Origin of the sequence: Streptomyces sp. XD-27, from assembly GCF_030553055.1 — a bacterium.
In the GTDB taxonomy this organism is placed as follows: Bacteria; Actinomycetota; Actinomycetes; order Streptomycetales; family Streptomycetaceae; genus Streptomyces.
The window spans coordinates 7,199,661-7,219,041 of the sequence record NZ_CP130713.1 but is presented as its reverse complement, the minus strand read 5'-3'; the positions used below and the strand labels follow the sequence as shown (position 1 = coordinate 7,219,041).

At 72.3% G+C, this 19,381-nt stretch carries 15 protein-coding genes and 1 pseudogene; 10 read left to right on the top strand and 6 right to left on the bottom strand.

The window, feature by feature from the left end; genetic code table 11:
* Positions 1 to 114 precede the first annotated feature (114 nt).
* The 4 genes and pseudogenes from Q3Y56_RS31610 to Q3Y56_RS31595 form a co-directional block, all read left to right on the top strand.
* Positions 115 to 1,361: pseudogene (locus tag Q3Y56_RS31610) on the top strand (glycoside hydrolase family 27 protein); the annotation flags it as partial.
* Positions 1,362 to 1,491: 130 nt separating this feature from the next.
* The gene (locus Q3Y56_RS31605; RefSeq protein WP_304465152.1) at positions 1,492 to 3,804 is read left to right on the top strand and encodes a beta-galactosidase; all 2,313 of its coding nucleotides are present in this window, start codon (positions 1,492 to 1,494) and stop codon (positions 3,802 to 3,804) included.
* Between the two features lie 127 nt (positions 3,805 to 3,931).
* Positions 3,932 to 5,596: an AMP-binding protein gene (locus Q3Y56_RS31600; RefSeq protein WP_304465151.1), complete on the top strand. Its 1,665-nt coding sequence runs from the start codon at positions 3,932 to 3,934 to the stop codon at positions 5,594 to 5,596.
* Positions 5,597 to 5,606: 10 nt separating this feature from the next.
* On the top strand, positions 5,607 to 6,083 hold the full coding sequence (locus Q3Y56_RS31595) for a VOC family protein (RefSeq protein ID WP_304465150.1): 477 nt from the start codon (positions 5,607 to 5,609) through the stop codon (positions 6,081 to 6,083).
* On the opposite strand, the gene Q3Y56_RS31590 is transcribed toward Q3Y56_RS31595, so the two are convergent.
* On the bottom strand, positions 6,084 to 6,986 hold the full coding sequence (locus Q3Y56_RS31590) for a LysR family transcriptional regulator ArgP (protein ID WP_304465149.1): 903 nt from the start codon (positions 6,984 to 6,986) through the stop codon (positions 6,084 to 6,086).
* 69 nt (positions 6,987 to 7,055) lie between these two features.
* On the opposite strand from Q3Y56_RS31590, the gene Q3Y56_RS31585 reads away from it, so the two are divergent.
* The gene (locus tag Q3Y56_RS31585) at positions 7,056 to 7,679 is read left to right on the top strand and encodes a LysE/ArgO family amino acid transporter (protein WP_304465148.1); all 624 of its coding nucleotides are present in this window, start codon (positions 7,056 to 7,058) and stop codon (positions 7,677 to 7,679) included.
* A gap of 81 nt (positions 7,680 to 7,760) precedes the next feature.
* Here Q3Y56_RS31585 and Q3Y56_RS31580 read toward each other — a convergent pair whose 3' ends face one another.
* Entirely contained in the window at positions 7,761 to 8,642 is an 882-nt protein-coding gene (locus Q3Y56_RS31580; protein ID WP_304465887.1) for a zinc-dependent alcohol dehydrogenase family protein, read from the bottom strand.
* Between Q3Y56_RS31580 and Q3Y56_RS31575 the strand changes: the two genes are divergently transcribed.
* A complete protein-coding gene (locus Q3Y56_RS31575) occupies positions 8,641 to 9,552 on the top strand; it encodes an AraC family transcriptional regulator (protein ID WP_304465147.1) in 912 nt (303 codons plus the stop codon). The two genes, Q3Y56_RS31580 and Q3Y56_RS31575, sit on opposite strands and share 2 nt — an antisense overlap.
* Here Q3Y56_RS31575 and Q3Y56_RS31570 read toward each other — a convergent pair.
* Both Q3Y56_RS31570 and Q3Y56_RS31565 read right to left on the bottom strand, forming a co-directional pair.
* Positions 9,513 to 11,030 carry a triacylglycerol lipase gene (locus Q3Y56_RS31570; protein WP_304465146.1) on the bottom strand — a complete coding sequence of 506 codons (1,518 nt, stop codon included), beginning with the start codon at positions 11,028 to 11,030 and terminating at the stop codon, positions 9,513 to 9,515. The two genes, Q3Y56_RS31575 and Q3Y56_RS31570, sit on opposite strands and share 40 nt — an antisense overlap.
* Positions 11,031 to 11,106: 76 nt before the next feature.
* On the bottom strand, positions 11,107 to 13,170 hold the full coding sequence (locus tag Q3Y56_RS31565; protein ID WP_304465145.1) for a SpoIIE family protein phosphatase: 2,064 nt from the start codon (positions 13,168 to 13,170) through the stop codon (positions 11,107 to 11,109).
* Positions 13,171 to 13,295: 125 nt separating this feature from the next.
* On the opposite strand from Q3Y56_RS31565, the gene Q3Y56_RS31560 reads away from it, so the two are divergent.
* Genes Q3Y56_RS31560 through Q3Y56_RS31550 form a run of 3 tightly spaced genes read left to right on the top strand, consistent with a single transcriptional unit; the run spans position 13,296 to position 14,965 of the window.
* Positions 13,296 to 13,613 carry a DUF4326 domain-containing protein gene (locus Q3Y56_RS31560; RefSeq protein ID WP_304465144.1) on the top strand — a complete coding sequence of 106 codons (318 nt, stop codon included), beginning with the start codon at positions 13,296 to 13,298 and terminating at the stop codon, positions 13,611 to 13,613.
* A gap of 56 nt (positions 13,614 to 13,669) precedes the next feature.
* Positions 13,670 to 14,338, top strand: a complete 669-nt coding sequence (locus Q3Y56_RS31555; RefSeq protein WP_304465143.1) for a TetR/AcrR family transcriptional regulator — start codon at positions 13,670 to 13,672, stop codon at positions 14,336 to 14,338.
* A gap of 24 nt (positions 14,339 to 14,362) precedes the next feature.
* Positions 14,363 to 14,965, top strand: coding sequence for a DUF2867 domain-containing protein (locus tag Q3Y56_RS31550; RefSeq protein WP_304465142.1), 603 nt, complete (start codon positions 14,363 to 14,365; stop codon positions 14,963 to 14,965).
* Between the two features lie 304 nt (positions 14,966 to 15,269).
* Here Q3Y56_RS31550 and Q3Y56_RS31545 read toward each other — a convergent pair whose 3' ends face one another.
* Positions 15,270 to 15,851, bottom strand: a complete 582-nt coding sequence (locus Q3Y56_RS31545; RefSeq protein ID WP_304465141.1) for a TetR/AcrR family transcriptional regulator — start codon at positions 15,849 to 15,851, stop codon at positions 15,270 to 15,272.
* Positions 15,852 to 15,984: 133 nt separating this feature from the next.
* On the opposite strand from Q3Y56_RS31545, the gene Q3Y56_RS31540 reads away from it, so the two are divergent.
* Positions 15,985 to 17,115 (top strand): NAD(P)/FAD-dependent oxidoreductase, encoded by a 1,131-nt coding sequence (locus Q3Y56_RS31540; protein ID WP_304465140.1) that lies wholly within the window; start codon positions 15,985 to 15,987, stop codon positions 17,113 to 17,115.
* Here Q3Y56_RS31540 and Q3Y56_RS31535 read toward each other — a convergent pair.
* Entirely contained in the window at positions 17,075 to 19,366 is a 2,292-nt protein-coding gene (locus Q3Y56_RS31535; RefSeq protein ID WP_304465139.1) for an MMPL family transporter, read from the bottom strand. The two genes, Q3Y56_RS31540 and Q3Y56_RS31535, sit on opposite strands and share 41 nt — an antisense overlap.
* Between the last annotated feature and the right edge of the window lie 15 nt (positions 19,367 to 19,381).

The window sequence follows — 19,381 nt, the reverse complement described above, 5'->3', positions numbered from 1 at the left end:
AGCAATCACGGACACACCTCTTCCAACAGACTCCACCAAGCCCTACCGTAAGCGCACGCTGCTGACGTGCACACGGCGTCACCCACCTCTCGTGGAGTACGGAGGAAGGTCACGATGTCCCGCGTCCCCACCCGCACACCTCGGCGAAAGACGGCCGGAGCACTGCTGTTCGGCCTGCTCTGCGCGTCCTCCCTCGCGGTGCCTGCCGCGGCCCGCGAGGCCGACAGCCCCGCACGGCACACGAGCCTGCACACGGACCCGTACACGGATCCGCTGCTCGACGACGGGCTTGCCCTGACCCCGCCGATGGGGTTCAACAACTGGAACTCCACCCACTGCCGGGCCGAGTTCAACGAGTCCATGGTCAAGGGCATCGCCGACCTCTTCGTCGAGAAGGGCCTCAAGGAGGCCGGGTACGAGTACGTCAACCTCGACGACTGCTGGGCGCTGCCGCAGCGCGACGGCGACGGCAAGCTGGTGCCCGACCCGGTCCGCTTCCCCGGCGGGATCAAGGCGCTCGCCGACTACGTCCACTCCAAGGGCCTGAAGTTCGGCATCTACACCTCCGCCGGCACCAAGACCTGCGACGCGCTGGGCTTTCCGGGCGCGCTGGGGCACGAGGAGTCCGACGCACGGCAGTTCGCCGACTGGGGCGTGGACTACCTGAAGTACGACAACTGCAACAACCAGGGCGTGGACGCCAAACAGCGCTACGCCACGATGCGCGACGCGCTGAAGAAGACCGGCCGCCCCATGGTCTACAGCATCTGCGAGTGGGGCGAGAACAGGCCCTGGGAGTGGGCCGAGGGCGTCGGACACCTGTGGCGCACCACGGGTGACATCAGCGACCGCTGGGACTCGATGCTCTCCATTCTGAAGCAGAACCTGCCGCTTGCCTCCTCCGCCGGCCCCGGACACTGGAACGACCCGGACATGCTCGAAGTGGGCAACGGCGGCATGACCGACACCGAGTACCGCACCCACTTCTCGCTGTGGTCGATCATGGCGGCGCCGCTGCTCATCGGCTCCGACCTGCGCAAGGCCACCCCCAGACGCTCGAGATCCTCGCCAACAAGGAGGTCATCGCCGTCGACCAGGACCCGCTCGGCAGGCAGGGCCGGGTGCTGTCCTCCCGGGGCGGGCGCTGGGTCGTGGTCAAGGAGATGAAGGACGGCAGCCGCACGGTCGCCCTGTTCAACGAGGACTCCGGCGCTCAGCGCATCACCACCACCGCGCGGGCCGTCGGCCTGCCCGCCGCCGACGCCTACTCGGTGCGCGACCTGTGGCAGCACGAGACCTCCAGCACGAGGGGCACCCTGGCCGCGACCGTCCCCGCCCACGGGACCGTCCTGCTGCGTGTCGAACCTGCCACGGCACCACCGGCGGGAGCCTCCCAGCCGAGCGCGGCGGCTCCACGCTCGAAGCGCTCCGTCGAGTAGTGCGGCGCCGCGCCGACCCACCACCTCCTCCCCCCGACCCCGGAGCCGCCCCATGGATCGACGCGATTTCCTGATCGTCAGCGCCCTCACCCCGCTGGCGGCCACCCTGGCCGGCGAGGGCCGCGCGGCCGCCGCCGACCACACCTTCGGCTTCTCGGCGGACGGCAGCCAGTTCCTGCTCGACGGGAAGCCCTTCCAGATCCGCAGCGGTGAACTGCACCCGTGCCGCATTCCCGTGCAGTACTGGCGCCACCGCATCCAGATGGCCAAGGCCATGGGTTTGAACACCATCGGCGTGTACCTCATGTGGAACTACCTCGAGGAACGCCCCGGTGTGTTCGACCTGACCACCGACCGGCGCGACTTCGCCGCGTTCATCAGACTGTGCCAAGCCGAGGGCATGTGGGTGCTGTTGCGCCCGGGACCCTACGTGTGCGCCGAGTGGGACCTCGGTGGCCTTCCCGCCTGGCTGCTCGCCGACCGCTCGGCCAAGCTGCGGGTCCGGGCTGCGGCCGACCCGGCCTACATGCCCGCGGTCCGCCGCTACATCCGCACGATCGCACCGGTCGTCAAGCCGCTCCTGGTCGGCAACGGCGGCCCCGTCCTCATGGTGCAGATCGAGAACGAGTACGGATCGTTCGGCGACGACTCCACGTACCTTGCCGAGATCCGCCAGGCATGGATCGACGCCGGAATCGACAGCCCGTTCTACACCCAGGACGGGCTGGACCAGGTCAGGACCAACCACACCAACGTGCCCGGCGGGGCCATCGGCCTGTCCGACGGCGACGCCGCGGCCATCGCCGACTGCCGCCGCGCCTTCCCGGCGGTACCCGCGTTCGTCGGCGAGTCGTGGGCCGGCTGGTTCACCGCGTGGGGGGACAGCACCTTCGGCGGCATCGGCAAGGACAAGTCCGCCGTCCTGCGCGGGCTCATGGCAGCCAGGCTGTCGTTCAACATCTACATGATCCACGGCGGCACCAGCTTCGGCTACTGGGCCGGAGCCAACGCCGACAACGACGGCCGCAGCTACACACCCGACATCACCAGCTACGACTACAGTGCGGCGATCACCGAGCAGGGGCGCCCGACCGCGCGTTACACCGCGTACCGCGACCTCATCGCCGACTCCCTGGGCGGTGCGCTGCCTTCGGTCCCGGCGCCCGTGCCCACCATCTCCCCCGCCCCGGTGACCCCCGCCGCGTACGCCTCGCTGTGGGACAACCTTCCCGCTCCGCTGCCCCCGTCCCGGACGGTCGAGGCCCAGCCGATGGAGAGCTACGGCCAGAACTCCGGCTTCATCCTCTACCGCCGCGTGCTCTCCGGATACAGCGGCGGAACGCTCACGGTCTCGGGCGTGCACGACTACGCCACCGTCTTCCTCGACGGCGCCTACCAGGGCGGCCTCAGCCGACCTGCCGTGTCCCCGTCGTACGCCGCGCCGTTGAAGGTGACCGACGGCAGCACCCTGAACCTCGGCGCTGCCACCGCCGACCCGACGCTCGACATCCTGGTCGAGGGGCTGGGCCGGGTGAACTTCGGGCACGCCATCGTCGACCGCAAGGGCATCACCGGGCAGGTGTCGCTGTCCGGCGCCGGTCCGCTCAATGGCCCCCTCACGCGGTGGCAGACCTACTCACTGCCCGTCGACGAGAAGTTCGTGGCCGCCCTGCGCCCGACGATCAGCGATCCCGACAAGGGCGGCATCTTCTTCCGCGCCACGCTCACCCTCGACAAGATCGGCGACACCTACCTGGACATGTCCGGCTGGACCAAGGGCGTGGTCTGGGTCAACGGCCGCAATCTCGGCCGGTACTGGTCCATGGGCCCGCAGCAGCGCCTGTACTGCCCCGCGCCCTGGCTGCGCGTCGGCCGCAACCAGATCACCGTCCTCGACCTGCACCAGACCACGGCGAGGGCCATCGGCTTCGCCACCGCCCTGCAGAGCCGCCACGTGCTCACCAACCGGCGCAGCGGCAAGGCCCTCGACGTCCCCGACGCCTCGACCGGCCAAGGCGTCCAGCTGATCCAGTGGTCCCGCCACGGCGACAGCAACCAGCAGTGGATCCTCGCCTCCCTGGGCCATGAGATCACCACCCTGGCCAACGCCCATTCGGGACACCTCGTCGACGTGCAAGGCGAGTCCACGTCCGACGGCGCCCCCATCGTCCAATGGCCCGCCACCCGCGGCGTGAACCAGCAGTGGCGCGCCACCGACGCCGGTGGCGGCTACGTGAAGCTCGTCAGCGTCCACAGCGGCAAGGTCATCGGGGTCGAGGGCGGCTCCACCGCGGACGGGGCGAAGATCACCCAGCAGGACGACACCGGTGACATCAGCCAGCACTGGCGGCTCGACCAGCTGTAGCGCGTCAGCTCCACCTCTCGATCAGGCATCTTCCTTTTCGCACCGCGTGAGAGCCGCGCGGCTCGGGGCGTCCCCTGACCGCGCTCGCCAACAGGCGCCGAGCGCCCTCGGTCGGCAGGGTGGAGGCATGAGCGACTCACGCCGACCCCGCTTGGGCGCCGGGCTCCTGCACCATGCGGAGACGCTTCCCGACCGCATCGCGCTGACCATCGGCCGGCGCGAGTACACCTACCAGGAGGTCGCGCACACCGCCCGGCGCTGGGCTGCCTCGATCGTCGAGGCAGCCGGACCCCGGCCGCGGCGGGTCGGTGTGCTGGCCTCTCGCAGTGAGGCCGCGTACGTGGGGGTGGCGGCCGCGCTGTTCGCCGGAGCGGCGTTCGTCCCGCTGAACCGGAATCTCCCCGTACGGCGGACCCGGACCATGCTGGAGCAGTCCCGCGTCGACGCGCTGATCGTCGACGAGGCGTCGCTGCCCCAACTGCCTGACCTGCTGCGCGGCCTGCCGCGGCGGCCGGCTGTGCTGCTGCCCGACAGCCTGCGCATCGACGTCCCGGATCTCGGTGACGGCCAGGATCTCGGCGAGGGCGCGGGGCTCGGTGACGGCCCCGGGCTCGGTGACAGCCCGGCGCTCGGTGACGGCCCGGTCCTGGACGCGGCCGATCTCGCGGCCGCCGCGCCGCTGGAGGAACTGCCCGAGGTCGGCCACGACGACCTGGCGTATCTGCTGTTCACCTCGGGCAGCACCGGTGAGCCCAAGGGAGTCCCCGTCACCCACGCCAACGTCCGGTTCTTCCTCGACACGAACCAGGACCGCTACCGGCTGACGCCCGACGACAGCCTCACTCAGATCGGCGACCAGACCTTCGACCTGTCGGTCTTCGACCTCTTCATGGCCTGGGAGAACGGGGCGCGGGTCTGCGCGCTGGACCCCGTGGAGCTGTTGGAGCCCTTTTCCTACCTGGAGCGCAACGGGATCACGGTCTGGTTCTCGGTGCCGTCGGTGGCCGCGGGCCTACGCAGGCTGGGCGTCCTCACGCCCGGATCGATGCCCACCCTGCGCTGGAGCCTGTTCTGCGGCGAGGCGCTGCCCCGGGCCACCGCCGAGGCCTGGCAGGCCGCCGCGCCCGGATCGGTCGTGGAGAACCTGTACGGGCCGACCGAGCTGACCATCGCCTGCACGGTCCACCGCTGGGACCCGCGGACGAGTCCGGCGCGGTGCGTGCACGACAACGTGCCGATCGGGCAGCCGTACCCCGGCCTGCACACGCTGATCGTGGACGAGGACCTGGCTCCGGTCGCGGACGGGGCGACGGGAGAACTGTGCGTGGCCGGCCCCCAGACCACGCCCGGCTACTGGCGGGCGCCCGACCTGACCGCTGAGCGCTTCTTCGCACGCGATGGCAGGACGTACTACCGCACAGGCGACCTGGTGCGTACGCATCACGGCGAGCTGGTCTGCATCGGCCGCAACGACCAGCAGGTCAAGATCGACGGATACCGGATCGAACTGGGCGAGATCGAAGCGGTGCTGCGCCGGTCCGGAGCGGTGGAGGCGGTGTGCCTGACGTGGCCGGACCCGGGGACGATCACCGCGGTGATGTCCGGTGCGGCGGATCCGACCGGCGTGGCCGCCGCGTCCGCGGACAACCTGCCGCCCTACATGGTGCCCACGTCGGTGCACGCCGTGGAGACCATGCCGGTCAACGCGAACGGCAAGGTGGACCGCCACGCGCTGCGCCGCTGGCTGGACGAGCGGGCGGCCTGTCCGCAGCACCGACACCCGGCGACGTGAGGAGAGGACGATGCCCCGGATCACCCCGAATCTCTGGTTCGACACGCAGAGCAAGGAGGCCGCCGAGTTCTACTGTTCGGTGTTTCCGAACTCGAGGATCACCAACGTCACGTACTACGGGGAAGCCGGGCCGCGCGAGGCGGGCACGGTGATGACCGTCGACTTCGAGCTGGACGGGCAGGCGTTCACCGCCATCGACGGCGGCCCCGAGTTCACGTTCGACGAGGCGGTCTCGTTCCTGATCAACTGCGACGGGCAGCAGGAGGTCGACTACTACTGGGAGAAGCTCACCGCGGACGGCGGCCGGGAGGTCCAGTGCGGCTGGCTCAGGGACAGGTTCGGCCTGGCCTGGCAGGTCTGGCCCACCCAGGCCGACGCTCTCCTGGGTGACCCCGACAAGGAGCGCTCGACCCGCGCCATGCGGGCCATGCTCGGCCAGAAGAAGATCGACCTCGCCGCGCTCCAGGCGGCCGCGGACGGGGCGTAGCTATGCGGGGGCGCGCAGTGCCTCGGCCGCCACCGAGGCGATCGCGCCCGCCGCGGCGGCCAGGGCGGGCGAGTCGAGCCGCCACTGCTGCCAGAAGAGCGGGATGTCCATCGGGTGGTCGGGCGCGAGCGTGATGAGCTCGCCCGACCGCAGCCCCGGCGCCGCCTGCGCTTCCGGCAGCATGCCCCAGCCGAGCCCGGCGGCCACCGCGTCGCAGAACCCCTCGGACGTGGGCACGTGGTGGCGCACCGGGCTCGCGCCCGTCCCCTCGCCCGAGAGCCTCCGTACGAAGGCGTCCTGGAGGTCGTCGCGGCGGTCGAAGACGATGGCCGGCGCGTCGCGCAGGTCGCGCGCGAGCGGCCCGGTCAGGTGGCGTGCCGCGAACCCGGGACTGGCCACCGGCAGATACCGGACCAGGCCCAGGAGGCGGACGGTGCAGCCCGCCACCGGGTCGGGCGACGAGGTGACCGCCGCCATGACCTGGCCCTCGCGCAGGAGCGCGGTGGTGTGGGCCTCGTCCTCGCGGTGCAGTTCGAAGCAGACCGGTGGGTCCTGCGGCACCCGGGTCAGCGCCGGCAGGAACCACGTGGCCAGGGAGTCGGCGTTCACCGCGATGGGCAGCCGTGCCGGGCCCTGCTCGCCGGCGATCCCGAGGTCCGCCCGCGCGTCTCGTTCCAGGCGGGCGAGCTGGCGCGCGAACCGCACCACGACCTGACCGGACTCCGTCGGCCGCACCGGCTTCGTCCGCAGCAGCAGCACCCGTCCGATGCGCTGCTCCAGCGCCTTGACGCGCTGGCTGACCGCCGACGGCGTCACGTGCAGGGCTGCCGCGGCCGCGTCAAAGGTGCCCTCGTCCACCACGGCGAGCAGCGTACGCACCTGGTCGAGGGGAAGCTCATCCATCACGAGAGCTAAGGATACGTAAGAAAGTTTAGCTTTACTGATGGCGACGTGCTCCATAACGTCGGCCGCATGACGCACGGCATCCTCACGGCGGCACTCGCCGGATTCGGCACCGGACTCTCCCTCATCGTCGCCATCGGCGCGCAGAACGCCTTCGTCCTGCGCCAGGGGGTGCGCCGGCATGCCGTCCTCGCGGTGGTCGCCATCTGCGCCGTGTCCGACGCGGTCCTCATCGCACTCGGCGTGGCGGGGGTCGGGGCCGTGGTCACCGCATGGCCGGCCGCGTTGACCGCGGTCGGGCTGGCCGGCGGCGGCTTTCTGCTCTGCTACGGCGCCCTGGCCGCCCGCCGGACGCTGCGGCCCGCGCACGACGCGGCCCTCACCGCGCAGGGCGCCGCGGCCGGCTCCGCCCGGCGTGCGGTCCTGACCTGCCTGGCGATGACCTGGCTCAACCCGCACGTGTACCTGGACACCGTGCTGCTGCTCGGCTCCGTCGCCTCCGACCACGGCTCCCTGCGCTGGGCGTTCGGGCTCGGCGCCGCACTGGCCAGCCTGTTCTGGTTCGCCGCCCTCGGCTACGGGGCCCGGCTCCTCAGCGGCGTACTGGCGCGCCCCACCGCGTGGCGGGTGCTGGACGGACTGGTCGCCGCCACCATGGTGACGATGGGCGGACTGCTGGTGGCAGGGGCGTGATCCCCACCGTCAGGGCACATCGTGGGCACATGATCGGTATCGGGCCCGCCGGCACTCGCCCCGCCGGGAACGCGTGGGGCCTCAGCCGAGGGCCACCACGATCTTCCCCGTGTGTGCGTTCGACTCCATCAGGCGGTGCGCGTCGGCCATCGCCTCCAGCCCGTCGAAGGTCTCGGCGATGACCGGCGCCAGTGTGCCGTCGGCCAGGCCCGAACCGATGAAGGCGGACGCGCGTCGGCGGTAGCTCTCGGTACTGGCCGGCACGCCGTTCGCGTACATGTGGACGGTCTGCGGCCAGTTCATGGACAGCTGGGCGGGGCGCGGGTCCAGCCAGCCGTACAGGACCGCCGCGCCGCCGGGCGCCAGCGCGTCGCCCAGGGCCGCGAACCCGGGGCCGCCGATGGCGTCGAAGGCCACCTCGGCGCCCTTGCCGCCGGTGAACCGCCTGACCTCCTTCGCCAGGTCCTCGGAGTCCGTCGTGATCACATGCGCCGCCCCCAGCTCCAGCAGCCGCTGCCGCTTGGCCTCGCCGCGCGTGGTGGCGATCGGGATCGCGCCCACCCGCAGGGCCGTCTGGAGCGCGGCGGTGCCGACCCCGCTGGACGCGCCGGTGATCACCACATGGTCGCCGGGGGCGAGTCCGGCGGTCTCCACCATGCCGCCGTACGCGGTCGAGTACGACAGCCAGGCCGCCGCCGAGGTCACCGCGTCCACGCCCGCGGGCCTGCGGATGACCGACTCCTCGGGCAGCAGGACGCGTTCGGCGTAGACGCCGTGGACGCCGAAGTCGAAGTTGGCCGCGGCCATCACCGGGTCGCCGGGCTGATACGCCGTCACGCCCTCGCCGACCGCCTCGACCACGCCCGCCGCCTCATAGCCGAGCCGCGAGCCGGGCAGCGTCGGCTGGTAGTAGTACGTGCCCGAACGGAACAGCGACGTCCTCAGCGATGCGATCGCGGCCATGCGCACCGGCCGGCCCCACTCCTCCCGTACGGCCAAGCGCGCGCCGTGGGGCGTGCGGTTCCCCGAATCCGACGGCGCCGGATTCCATGTGGTGCTCCAGGGCTCGGCCTGGCTGCTGGGTCCCGGGGGCGCCGACCCCCTGCGGCTGGGGCCGGGCGACGTCGTCTTCCTGGCCCACGGATACGGCCACGGTCTCGCCGACCACCCCGAGAGCGCCTTGGAGGACGTCGAGCTGGAGCCCGACGGGTCCTGGCCCACGCTGCCCGACCCGGGCGCGGTCCCCACCGACGAGACGCTCCTGCTCTGCGGCGCCTACCGGCTGAACCGGGCGCGGGCGCACCCGCTGCTCACCGAACTGCCGCCGGTCATCCACATCCCGGCCCGCGTCGGCTGCCACACCCGGCTGCGCGCCGCCATCGACCTCCTCGGCGCCGAACTGGCCGAGCCCCACCCCGGCTCCCACGCGATCGTGTCCGGACTCCTGGACACCCTGCTGGTGTACCTGATGCGCACCTGGTGGCTTCGCGAGCGTCCGGAGGAGACGGGCGGCTGGTCGGCCGCGCTGCGGGACCGGGCCGTCACCGCCGCCCTGCACGCCATGCACAGCGACCCGGCCCGATCCTGGACGGTCGAGGAGTTGGCCAGCCGCGGCGGCCTGTCCCGAGCCGCCTTCGCCCGCCGCTTCACCTCCCTGGTCGGCCGCCCCCCGCTGGCGTATCTGACCTGGCTGCGCATGACGACGGCGGGCCATCGGCTGCGCGAGACCGACACGCCACTGCGGGCGGTGGCGGCGGAGTGCGGCTACAGCTCGGAGTTCGCCTTCGCCAAGGCCTTCAAACGGGAGTACGGCGTGGCGCCCGGCCGCTACCGTCAGTCCCGCGGCGTGACGACGAGCCGGATCCTCGCCTGATCACCGAGGATGGGCCTCGCGGTGTCGGGCAGCGGGATGTGCGCGCGCCACACCCCGCTCGCCGGGTCCTCGTCGCCCAGCGCGGTGCCGCCGGGTTCGTGGTCCCTGATCGCGCCGGGGATGGCCGAGTTCCAGGCCGCCCAGACTCCGGGCTGACCGGTCCGGCCCGTCCCGACATCGACGACCAGGATGTCGTCGAAGTCGGCGGCCTCTTCGAGGTGGTCGAAGAAGTGCAGGACCCCGTGGCGCTCCCGCAGGGAGAGGACCCGCACGTGCAGCGCGTAGCGCATGGTGGGGCTCTCGCCCGGCCGCGACAGGTCGCTGCGCAGGAACGTGGTGGTCAGCGGAACGGGCGCGCCCGGCGTGCCGTCGGCGTGCCGGGCCGGCAACGCGACCGGGCACCAGTGGGAGGCCAGGCGTTCGTGCATCACGATCGGCAGCCCGCGCACGGACAGCCTCACCTCGCCCTGCCAGGTGACGCGGCCGTCGTCGGAGGGCAGTTCGTAGTCGACGAGGGCGGCCGCGACCTGTGTGTCGCCGAAGAGGAAGCGCCGCAGGTTCTGGTAGCCCTCCTCCGAGTTCACCAGTCCGTACCGGCCGCTGTGGCTGCGGTGCACGTACGCGCCGTGGGCTCCTGGCACGTACGCGTTGTCGATCTGCACGAGCCCGTCGCTGCGGGCGCCGACGGCTGCCGAGGACAGGCCGAGCGCGACCTCGTAGTCCGCCGGGTCGGTCCCCACCAGGCAGAAGACCCGGTGCCGGGGGAAGGCCCCGTCGCGCTCGGGCATCTCGCGTGCGCTCCAGGACGGGGGCGGGCCGTCGGGGTCCAGGTCGGCCTTGGGCGTGAGGTACTCGTACATGCGCCGCGGGCCGAAGATCTCGGCTCCGTTGATGCCGATCGCGTCGCGCAGCTTCTCCAGCAGGCCGAACCCCATGTCGAAGGTGATCCCGCCGTGCGGGGTTCCGTACGTGAACAGCTTCTCGACGTAGTCCGCCGGCCGGCGGCCCAGGTCGGGGAGGATCTTCTGCAGCAGGCAGCGGCAGACGAGTCCGCCCATGGAGTGGGCCACGAGGTGGACCCTGGGCGCCCCGGTCTTGTCGCGCAGTTTCTCGATCAGGCGCAGCAGGTCGAGCGCGGCGTCCTCCAGCCGGAACTCCCGTGACTCCGCGCCCCAGGTGCTCGCGGACACGTCGTAGAAGCGGTGGACCCAGATGCTGTGGGAGGGGATGTCGTCGTGCGCGTCGAGATAGGCCTCCTGGCCGCCCTCGACGAGGATCCTGTAGTCCTCGTCCAGGTGCAGACGCAGCAGCGGGCTCTCGAACTGGTAGAAGCTGGGCTGGTTGTCCGGTCCGACGCGGATGTGCGTGGACCCCTCGTTGAAACCGTAGAACGGATCCTTGACGACGCTGTTGATCCCCGAGGTGTCGCCGGCGAATCCCCTCACGTAGACGATCGGGAGTTTTGCCTTTTCCGGCATGGCTTCTCCATAAGACGGGGCGCATCCGGATCTTCTTCACTATAGGCGCGCCCGTCCCGGCGGGCGACCGGGGCGGTCACGGCTCCATGCGGTGGACGCGGGCGAGGAGCAGCACGGTGTCGTCGGTCGGGGCGCTCGGCGCGAGGCGGGCGAGGATGCGGTCCGCCGCGGCCTCCAACGAGTCGAAGGCCTGGCCCAGTTCGGTACGGAGTGCGTCCAGGCCCTCGTCGATGTCGTGGCCCCGCGCCTCGATGAGGCCGTCGGTGTACAGGGCGAGGGTGGCGCCGTCGGGCAGCTCGACCTCCGTCGTCCGGAAGGGGTGGCCGCCGACGCCGAGGGGGACCCCCAGGACCTCGCCGATCAGCTCGATCCGGCCGTCCGGGTGGCGCACGAGCGGCGGAGGGTGGCCGGCGCTGGCCATCCGGGTGCGCCCGGTGGCGGGGTCGTAGCGGATGTAGAGGCAGGTCGCGAGCTCGATGCCCGCCTCGTCGGCGCAGTGGTCGAGTTCGGTGAGCAGCCGGTCCGGTTCCTGGTCGTGGCGGGCCAGCGTCTTGGCGGTGATCCGCAGCCGGCCCATCGCCGCGGCGGCCGACACGCCGTGCCCCATGACGTCGCCGACGACCAGGGCGACCCGGTGGTCGGGCAGGGCGACCACGTCGTACCAGTCGCCGCCGACCTCGGTGACCCGGCCGCCGGGCAGGTAGCGGTGGGCGATGCGCAGGTAGGGGCTGGTCGCCAGGGAGCTGGGGAGCAGCGCCCGTTGGAGGGTGAGGGCGATGTCCCGCTCCCGGCTGTACAGGCGCGCGTTGTCCAGGCACAGGGCGGCGCGGGAGGCGAGTTCCCCGGCCAGGCTGAGGTCCTGCTCGGTGAAGGCCGGTCTGGCCGCGGACCGGCCGAAGATCGCGATTCCCTGGACCGTACCGCGGGCGATGAGCGGGGCGAGGAGGAGGCAGGTCAGACCACTGTCGGCCAACAGCCGGGCACGCGACGCGTCCAGCACGGTACGGACCATGAACTCCTGGTCGACCGGCACGGAGATCGGACGGCCGGTGCGCAGCATCTGGTGGATGGCGGAGCCCGGTGGGTAGCGCACGGCTTCCACCGAGCCCACCAGTTCCGGCGCGGGAGGGGGCAGGACGGTGCCGGAGGCGATGCGGCGGGCGGCCACCGGCAGGGCGGGGTCGAACGGCTCGTGCTCGTCCTGCCATTCCACGAGCTCCACGACGGCTCCGTCGGCGAAGTCCGGAACCGCGGCTTCGACCAGTTCCTGGGCCGTGGTCCGCACGTCCAGGGTGGTGCCGATGCGGGCGGAGGCCCGGTCCAGCAGGGCCAGCCGCCGCCGGCCGGCGGTGGCCTCCGCGATCGCCTGCTCCCGGTCGGTCACGTCCACCAGCAGCCCGCCCAGCCCCGGGCGGGTGCCGACCGCCTGGGTGAGCGGGAAGAAGCTCACCGACAGGACCCTGTCGCGATCCGGATGGCCCCGGGTGCGCAGGCCCACCAGCACCCCGGTGACGGGCTCGCCCCCGGCGCTGACGGCGCGCAGCATGCGCTCGTACTCGCCGCCGTCCGAGGTGATCATGATCTCGGGGAGGCGCCGCCCGAGGTGCGCCTCGATGGGCAGCCCGTCGATGTCCGCGAGCGCCTGGTTCAGGTGGAGGTAGCGCAGTTCCTCGTCGAGCATGACCAGGCCTATGGGGCAGGTCTCGAAGAGGGCGTCGAGGAAGGCGAGATTGGTCTTCACCCGATCCAGCTCGTCGCTGCGGCTCGCCAGGGTCATGACCACCGAGGTTCCCTCGGCGCCGGCCACGGGGAAGACGCGGAATCCGCAGTCGAAGGCCGTGCCGTCCTGGTGCGTGGCGCGCAGCCGACCGCGCCAGTACCCCAGGGTCCGGCCCCGCTCGGCCATGCGGGAGCATGCGTCGGGGCCACCCGGGGGCCCGGGGAGGATCAGGGCGCCGGGCCGCGACAGCGCGTCCGCGGCGCGGTAGCCGAAGAGCTCCCGTGCGCCTGGGCCCCAGTAGCAGATCCGGTTGTCGTCGTCGATGCCGAACACGGCGACGGGCACGTGCTCCAGCAGCGACCCGGGCTCGGACCAGAGCGGGCCGCTGGCCCTTTCGTCGCTCGGCCGATCTGCTGGCACCGGCATTCCCTTCCACCCGCCGCGCACGGTGGCCCGTCCGCCCTCCGCGAGCGGAGCGGCTCCTTCAATTCTGCGCGCACCGGGTTCGCGTTGCCCGGTGCGGCGTGGGCCCGGAGGATCCAGGCATGGGCAGAACGACCGTGGTCAACCTCAAGGGCCACCGCGACGACCCCGAGTACGCGGACGTGGTGTACGTCGGCAGGACCATGCGCCGGGGCGGCTGGGACCTCGACGCCTCACCGCTGGCCTGCCCGTTCCGGCCGGGCCCCGACGGCACCCGGGAGGAGGTGGTCGAGCGGTACCGCGCCTATCTGCTGGAGCGGCCGGAGCTGCTCGCCCTCCTCCCCTCGCTGCGAGGGCGCAGGCTGGGCTGCTGGTGCGTGCCGGAGCGCTGTCACGCCGAGGTGATCGCGGAGCTGGCCGACGCGGGCGCGGGGAGCTGACCGCTGTCGCCCCACCCGCCGCCCGCCGCTCCCACCCCGTCCAGTAACATACATACATGCATGTACGAGATCGGGAGGCGGACCGACCGACCGGCCGGGGCGCCGCGAGCCCCCGCCGTGCCACCCAGGCCGATCGCAGCGCGCGCACGCGCAACGCGCTGCTGGAGTCGGCCGCGCGGGGCCTGTCCCGCTACGGCTACGGCCACCTCAAGCTCGAACAGGTGGCGCGGGAGGCCGGGTACACGCGCGGCGCGCTCTATCACCAGTTCAAGGACAAGCAGGACCTGACGCTGGCCGTGGTCGAGTGGTGGTGCGCGAGCTGGGGTCAGGAGATCGGTCGCCTCGTCGACCAGGAGCCGGACCCCGTCGCGGCGCTGCTCACGATCGCGCGCGGGCACGCCGTCTACTGCCGGCGGGACGTGGCGCGCGTGCCGATCGCGCTGCGGCTGGAGTTCAGCGGGCAACCGGACCATCCCGTCGGGCGCGAGGTCGAGCGGAACTACGACATGCTCCTCAGGCGCTGCCGTCGCCTCATCGACGTCGGCCGCGAGGCGGGAGCGATCCCGCCCGGCCCGCCGACGGAGACCCTCGCGCTCGCCTTCGTCGGCGTACTGGAGGGAACCGTGATCGCCCTGGCCGGCCGGGCCCCCGATGACGAACTCCTCGCGGCCCGCGCCGCCGCCGGCGTACTCGGACTCGACTCCGTCGCCGTGACACATCACTGAAAGTGAACACATGGAGGTCGACGAATGAAGCTCCCGAACACCGCGCACACCTCCCGGCCGTGGCGGATCCACGAGATCACGCCCGACTTCCGCCTCTATGACGTGTGGGCGCTGCCCACGCCGGGAGGCCCCGACGACTTCCCGCGACTGATACGGCAGACCACCGGGGGCGACACGGCGAACAACCCGTCCTGGGTCGCCCGCACGCTCTTCGCGATCCGCTGGAAGCTCGGAAAGCTGCTCGGCTGGGACAACCCGGACTCCGGCGTCGGCTCCCGGGTGCCGACGCTGCGCGACCGGCTGCCGGCCGATCTGCGCGACGGCCCGTCAGGACCGGAGTTCGACCGACTCCCCTTCACCTCGGTCTACCTGACGGACAACGAGTGGGCGTCGGAAATGGGCAACCGGACCTGTCACGGGGTGATGCACCTCAGCTGGGTCCCGGACGGCGCCGGCGGGTACCGGGGCCAGATGGCCGTTCTGGTGAAGCCGAACGGCGTATTCGGGAAGGCGTACATGGCCGCGATCGGGCCGTTCCGGCACCTGATCGTGTACCCGCCGCTGATGCGAGGCATCGAACGGGAGTGGCGGGCCGGCACGCCGCAGGACTCGCCGCCCACGGCCTGACCCGGCCGCGCCGCCGGACCCGTCAGAACATCGTCAAGGAACCCGGGATTCCCGTATGCGCCGCATCAAGGGGCGGTAGGGAGCAGCGGTTCGTCGGCGACGCTTGCCCTGCCAGGGGGCGGGCCCCGGCTGCCGCGGTGACGAGAGACGGCGCGGCCGTGCGGGGCGGGGGAATGCCGATGCCCGCCGGATCACGGGGGGTGGTCCGGCCGGGACCCGGTCGGCTGTGGGTGGCGGCACATCAGCGCCGCCACCCACACACTCCGCCTGGCTGTCGGCGTGTCAGGGGCCGGGGTGGGCGGCGTCAGTGGCCGGGGTGTACGGCGGCCCAGCCGCGGTCGAGCAGGGCGAAGACCTCTTCGGCGGCGCGCCGCGGGTCGGCGTGGCCCCGGGTCAGGGAGCGGGCCTCCAGCGCGTAGCGGGCCAGTGCGGCGCAGGTGACGTCGTCTTCGGGGGCGCCGACCTCCTCGGCGATGGCCCGCGCCACGGCCGCTTCGTGGCGCATCCACATGCGGTGGGCGTATGCGCGCAGGTCCGGGGCGTCCTCCACCATGCGGGCGAACGCGGCGGCACGGGGGTCAGCCGCGCGGGCGCCCATCGCCAGGACGCACTCGCGCAGGGCCTGCGGAATCGACTGGTCGGGCGGCCGTTGCCGCACGGAGGCGACGAGCGCCGCCTCGACGTCGTCGTCCTCGTCGAAGACCAGCGCTTCCTTGCAGGGGAAGTGCTTGAACAAGGTCGTCACCGACACGTCGGCGGCGTCGGCCACGTCCTTGACGCCGACCTGGTCGTAGCCGCGGTCGAGGAAGAGCTGGAGCGCGGCGTCCGCCAGGGACTTGCGGGTCTGGGCCTTCTTGCGCTCGCGGCGCCCGGTCGGTTCGGTCACACGGCACACCGTACCCCTCAGCACACCCACTACGAAAGTTTAGTGATTGCACTTTCGTAGTCGGTTGTGCTTCGCTGGCGGTGCGCCGGACGCTCCGGCGGCCCATTCGCCCACCTCCTGAGGGGACCTCACCTTGACATCCGCTCGTGCCCCCCGTGTCGCGGTCATCGGCGCCGGCCCCGGCGGCCTCACCTGCGCCCGCATCCTGCAGACGCACGGCCGCTCCGTCACCGTCTTCGAACGCGAGACGTCGCCCGACGCCCGTCCACAGGGCGGCACCTTGGACATGCACGCCGACACCGGCCAGGCGGCCCTGCGCGCGGCGGGGCTGCTCGACCGGTTCCGGGCCCTGGCCCGCCCCGAAGGGCAGGAGTGGCGCACGCTCGACCACGCCACCGCCGACGTCGTGCGCCACGGACGCCCCGACGGCGGCGAGGACGACAGGCCCGAGATCGACCGGGGCCAGTTGCGCGGGCTGCTCCTGGAGTCCCTCGACCCGGGCACCGTCCGGTGGGGCCGCACCCTCAGCGCGGTCACCCCGCTCGGCGGCGGCGCGTGCCGCCTCACCTTCGCCGACGGCACGGCCGAGGACTTCGATCTCGCCGTCGGCGCCGACGGCGCCTGGTCGCGGGTCCGCCCGGCCCTGTCGGACGCCGTACCCGGCTACACCGGCGTCACCTTCGTCGAAGCCGGCTTCGACGACGCCGACACCCGCCACACCGGCATCGCGCGGCTGGTCGGCGACGGCACCATGTTGGCCAAGTGCGGCACCAGGGCCCTGTTCGGCCAGCGCAACAGCAACGGCCACATCCGCGTGTACGTCGCCTTCCGCGCCCCGGTGGACTGGCACGAGACCGCCGGCCTGGACCTCGGCGACACGGCGGCCGTCCGCGCCCATCTGCTCAAGATGTTCGACGGCTGGGACGAGAGCCTGCGCGATCTCCTGCGGGACAACGACGGCGGGTTCGTCAACCGGCCCCTGTTCGCGCTGCCCGTCCCGCACACCTGGGAGCACGTCCCCGGCGTCACCCTGCTGGGCGACGCCGCCCACCTGATGCCCCCGCTCGGCCTGGGCGCCAACCTGGCCATGCTCGACGGCACCGAGCTCGCCCGCGCCCTCGTCGCCGAGCCCGGCGTCGACGACGCCGTCCGCGCGTACGAGAGCGTCATGCTGCCGCGCTCGACCGAGGCGGCCGCGGCCTGCGCCCAGGGGCTCGCCAACCTCATACCGCCCGACGGCCCCGCGGCGACGGGGCGTCGCTGACGCCCGCACCCTCGACGTCCAGGTGCGGCAGCAGCCGGTCCAGCCAGCGCGGTGTCCACCAGGCGGACCTGCCGAGCAGCGTCATGGCCGCGGGCACGAGCAGCAGCCGGACGATCGTGGCGTCGATGAGCACGCTCGCCGCCAGCCCCAGACCGAGCATCTTGACGACGACGTTGTCGCTGACGATGAAGGCCGCGAAGACGCTGACCATGATGAGCGCCGCGCAGGTGATGACGCGCGCGGTGATCTCCAGGGCGTGCGCGACGCTCGCCCTGGGGTCGCCGGTTGCCAGCCACGCCTCCTGGACCCGGGACAGCAGGAAGATCTCGTAGTCCATGCTCAGCCCGAAGACGATGGCGAACATCATCATCGGCACGTAGCTCTCGATCGGCACGTCCCCCGAGACGCCGAGTGCCGGGCCGCCCCAGCCCCACTGGAACACCGCCACCACGACGCCGTAGGAGGCCGCGATCGACAGCACGTTGAGCACCGCCGCCTTGACCGCCACGAGCAGCCCGCGGAAGACGATCACGATGACGACGAACGCCAGGCCGACGACCACCGCGATGATCAGCGGAAGCCGGCTGGAGACGATGTCGAGGAAGTCGACCTGCGCGGCCGTCGTGCCGGTCACGTACGTCGTCGCATCGGTCCCCGACACCGCCTCGGGCAGCACGTCGTCCGTGAGGCGGTCGACCAGGTCGACGGTCTTCTCCTCCTGCGGAGCCGCGGTGGAGTAGGCGGTGGCGATCAGCACGTCGCCGTCCGACGTGGGCGTCAGCGGCGTGATCGCGGCGGCGTCGGGCACGTCGGTGAGAGCCTTCTGGGCCTGGGTGGACAGCGCGGACCGGTCGGCCTGGGGCACCCGGCTCTGGTCGATGACGAGGGTGAGCGGCCCGTTCGAGCCGGGGCCGAAGGCGGACGACATCAGGTCGAAGGCCCGCCGGTCCGTGAAGGACTTCGGGTCCGCGCCGTCGCCGATGTGCCCGAGCTGGATGGAGAAGAGCGGGACCGCGAGGACGGCCAGGGTGAGGGCGCCGCCGGCCAGGAACCACCAGGGGCGGCGCTCCACGCGCCGCGCGTGGCGGTGCCACGCTCCATGGGCCTCCTCCTCGGGCCCGGAGTCCGACTCGGCGACGGGCGTACGCACGCGATACGTGTCGATCCGCCGCCCGATGAGCCCCAGCAGCGCGGGGACCAGGGTGATCGCCCCGAGGACCGCGGAGACCACGGTGACCGCCGCGGCCAGCCCGAGCTTGCCGATGAAGGAGACCCCGCAGACCCACAGGCCCGCCAGCGCGATGATGACGGTGCATCCCGAGACCAGCACCGCCCGGCCGCTGGTGGCCGCGGCCAGGCCGGCGGCGCGCACCGGGTCCGCGCCGTGCATGAGGTTCTGCCGGTGCCGGGTGACCAGGAACAGAGCGTAGTCGATCCCGACGCCGATACCGATCATCGTGGCCAGCGTCGGTGAGACGGTGGCGAAGGTGAACGCGGCCGCCAGCAGCCCCAGGCAGGCCAGGCCGCAGACCACGCTGATCAGCGCGGTCAGCAGGGGCAGCCCGGCGGCCAGGACACTGCCGAACCCGATCAGCAGCACCACGATCGCCACGCCGAAGCCGATGGCCTCGCTGGCGCGGTCGTCCGGCCTCGGCCGATCCAGCTCGCCGAGCGGACCGCCGTACTCCACCTGGACGTCCGCCGCCCTCAGCGGTCGGACGGCGTCGTCCACGCCGTCCAGATAGTCGTCCCCCAGCGTCGCGGGCTGCGCGTCGAAGCGGACGGTGATGTAGGCCGTCTTCCCGTCGGTGGACAGCGGGCCGACGTTCCGGCCGCCGCCGGGCTGCGGCGGTGGCTTCGAGCCGGGTGCGGGCAGCGGGTTCTGGACGGCGAGGACGTGCGGCAGCTTCTTCAGGTCGCCGACGGCGGAGGAGACCTGGGCACTGGCGTCGGTGAGCGGCTTGTCGGCGTCGTGCAGGACGATCTGGGCGCTGTAGCCGCCGGCCGCCGGCTCGTGCGCCTTGAGTACGTCGATGCCGTCCTGCGACTGCGTGCCGGGCAGCGTGAAGTCGTCCGAGTACTCGCCGCCGTGTGCTCGGTCCAGCACCTGGAGTCCGGCGAGGGCGGCCAGCCACAGGACGACGACGGTCACGAAGTGGCGGGCGCACCACTCGCCGATGCGCCGCAACCCGCCCTTCGGCGGCGGTGAACCGGCCGTGGCCGGCTCCCGCGGGGGCTGTCGCGCGCGCATGCGAGCATTCCATGC

Excerpts from the sequence above, each read along its gene's own strand:
- Q3Y56_RS31605 (WP_304465152.1), top strand. The coding sequence starts at position 1,492 with ATGGATCGACGCGATTTCCTGATCGTCAGCGCCCTCACCCCGCTGGCG.
- Q3Y56_RS31570 (WP_304465146.1), bottom strand. The coding sequence starts at position 11,030 with ATGCCGGAAAAGGCAAAACTCCCGATCGTCTACGTGAGGGGATTCGCC.
- Q3Y56_RS31595 (WP_304465150.1), top strand. The coding sequence starts at position 5,607 with ATGCCCCGGATCACCCCGAATCTCTGGTTCGACACGCAGAGCAAGGAG.
- Q3Y56_RS31590 (WP_304465149.1), bottom strand. The coding sequence starts at position 6,986 with ATGGATGAGCTTCCCCTCGACCAGGTGCGTACGCTGCTCGCCGTGGTG.
- Q3Y56_RS31575 (WP_304465147.1), top strand. The coding sequence starts at position 8,641 with ATGCGCACCGGCCGGCCCCACTCCTCCCGTACGGCCAAGCGCGCGCCG.
- Q3Y56_RS31550 (WP_304465142.1), top strand. The coding sequence starts at position 14,363 with ATGAAGCTCCCGAACACCGCGCACACCTCCCGGCCGTGGCGGATCCAC.
- Q3Y56_RS31560 (WP_304465144.1), top strand. The coding sequence starts at position 13,296 with ATGGGCAGAACGACCGTGGTCAACCTCAAGGGCCACCGCGACGACCCC.
- Q3Y56_RS31555 (WP_304465143.1), top strand. The coding sequence starts at position 13,670 with ATGCATGTACGAGATCGGGAGGCGGACCGACCGACCGGCCGGGGCGCC.
- Q3Y56_RS31585 (WP_304465148.1), top strand. The coding sequence starts at position 7,056 with ATGACGCACGGCATCCTCACGGCGGCACTCGCCGGATTCGGCACCGGA.
- Q3Y56_RS31600 (WP_304465151.1), top strand. The coding sequence starts at position 3,932 with ATGAGCGACTCACGCCGACCCCGCTTGGGCGCCGGGCTCCTGCACCAT.
- Q3Y56_RS31580 (WP_304465887.1), bottom strand. The coding sequence starts at position 8,642 with ATGGCCGCGATCGCATCGCTGAGGACGTCGCTGTTCCGTTCGGGCACG.
- Q3Y56_RS31535 (WP_304465139.1), bottom strand. The coding sequence starts at position 19,366 with ATGCGCGCGCGACAGCCCCCGCGGGAGCCGGCCACGGCCGGTTCACCG.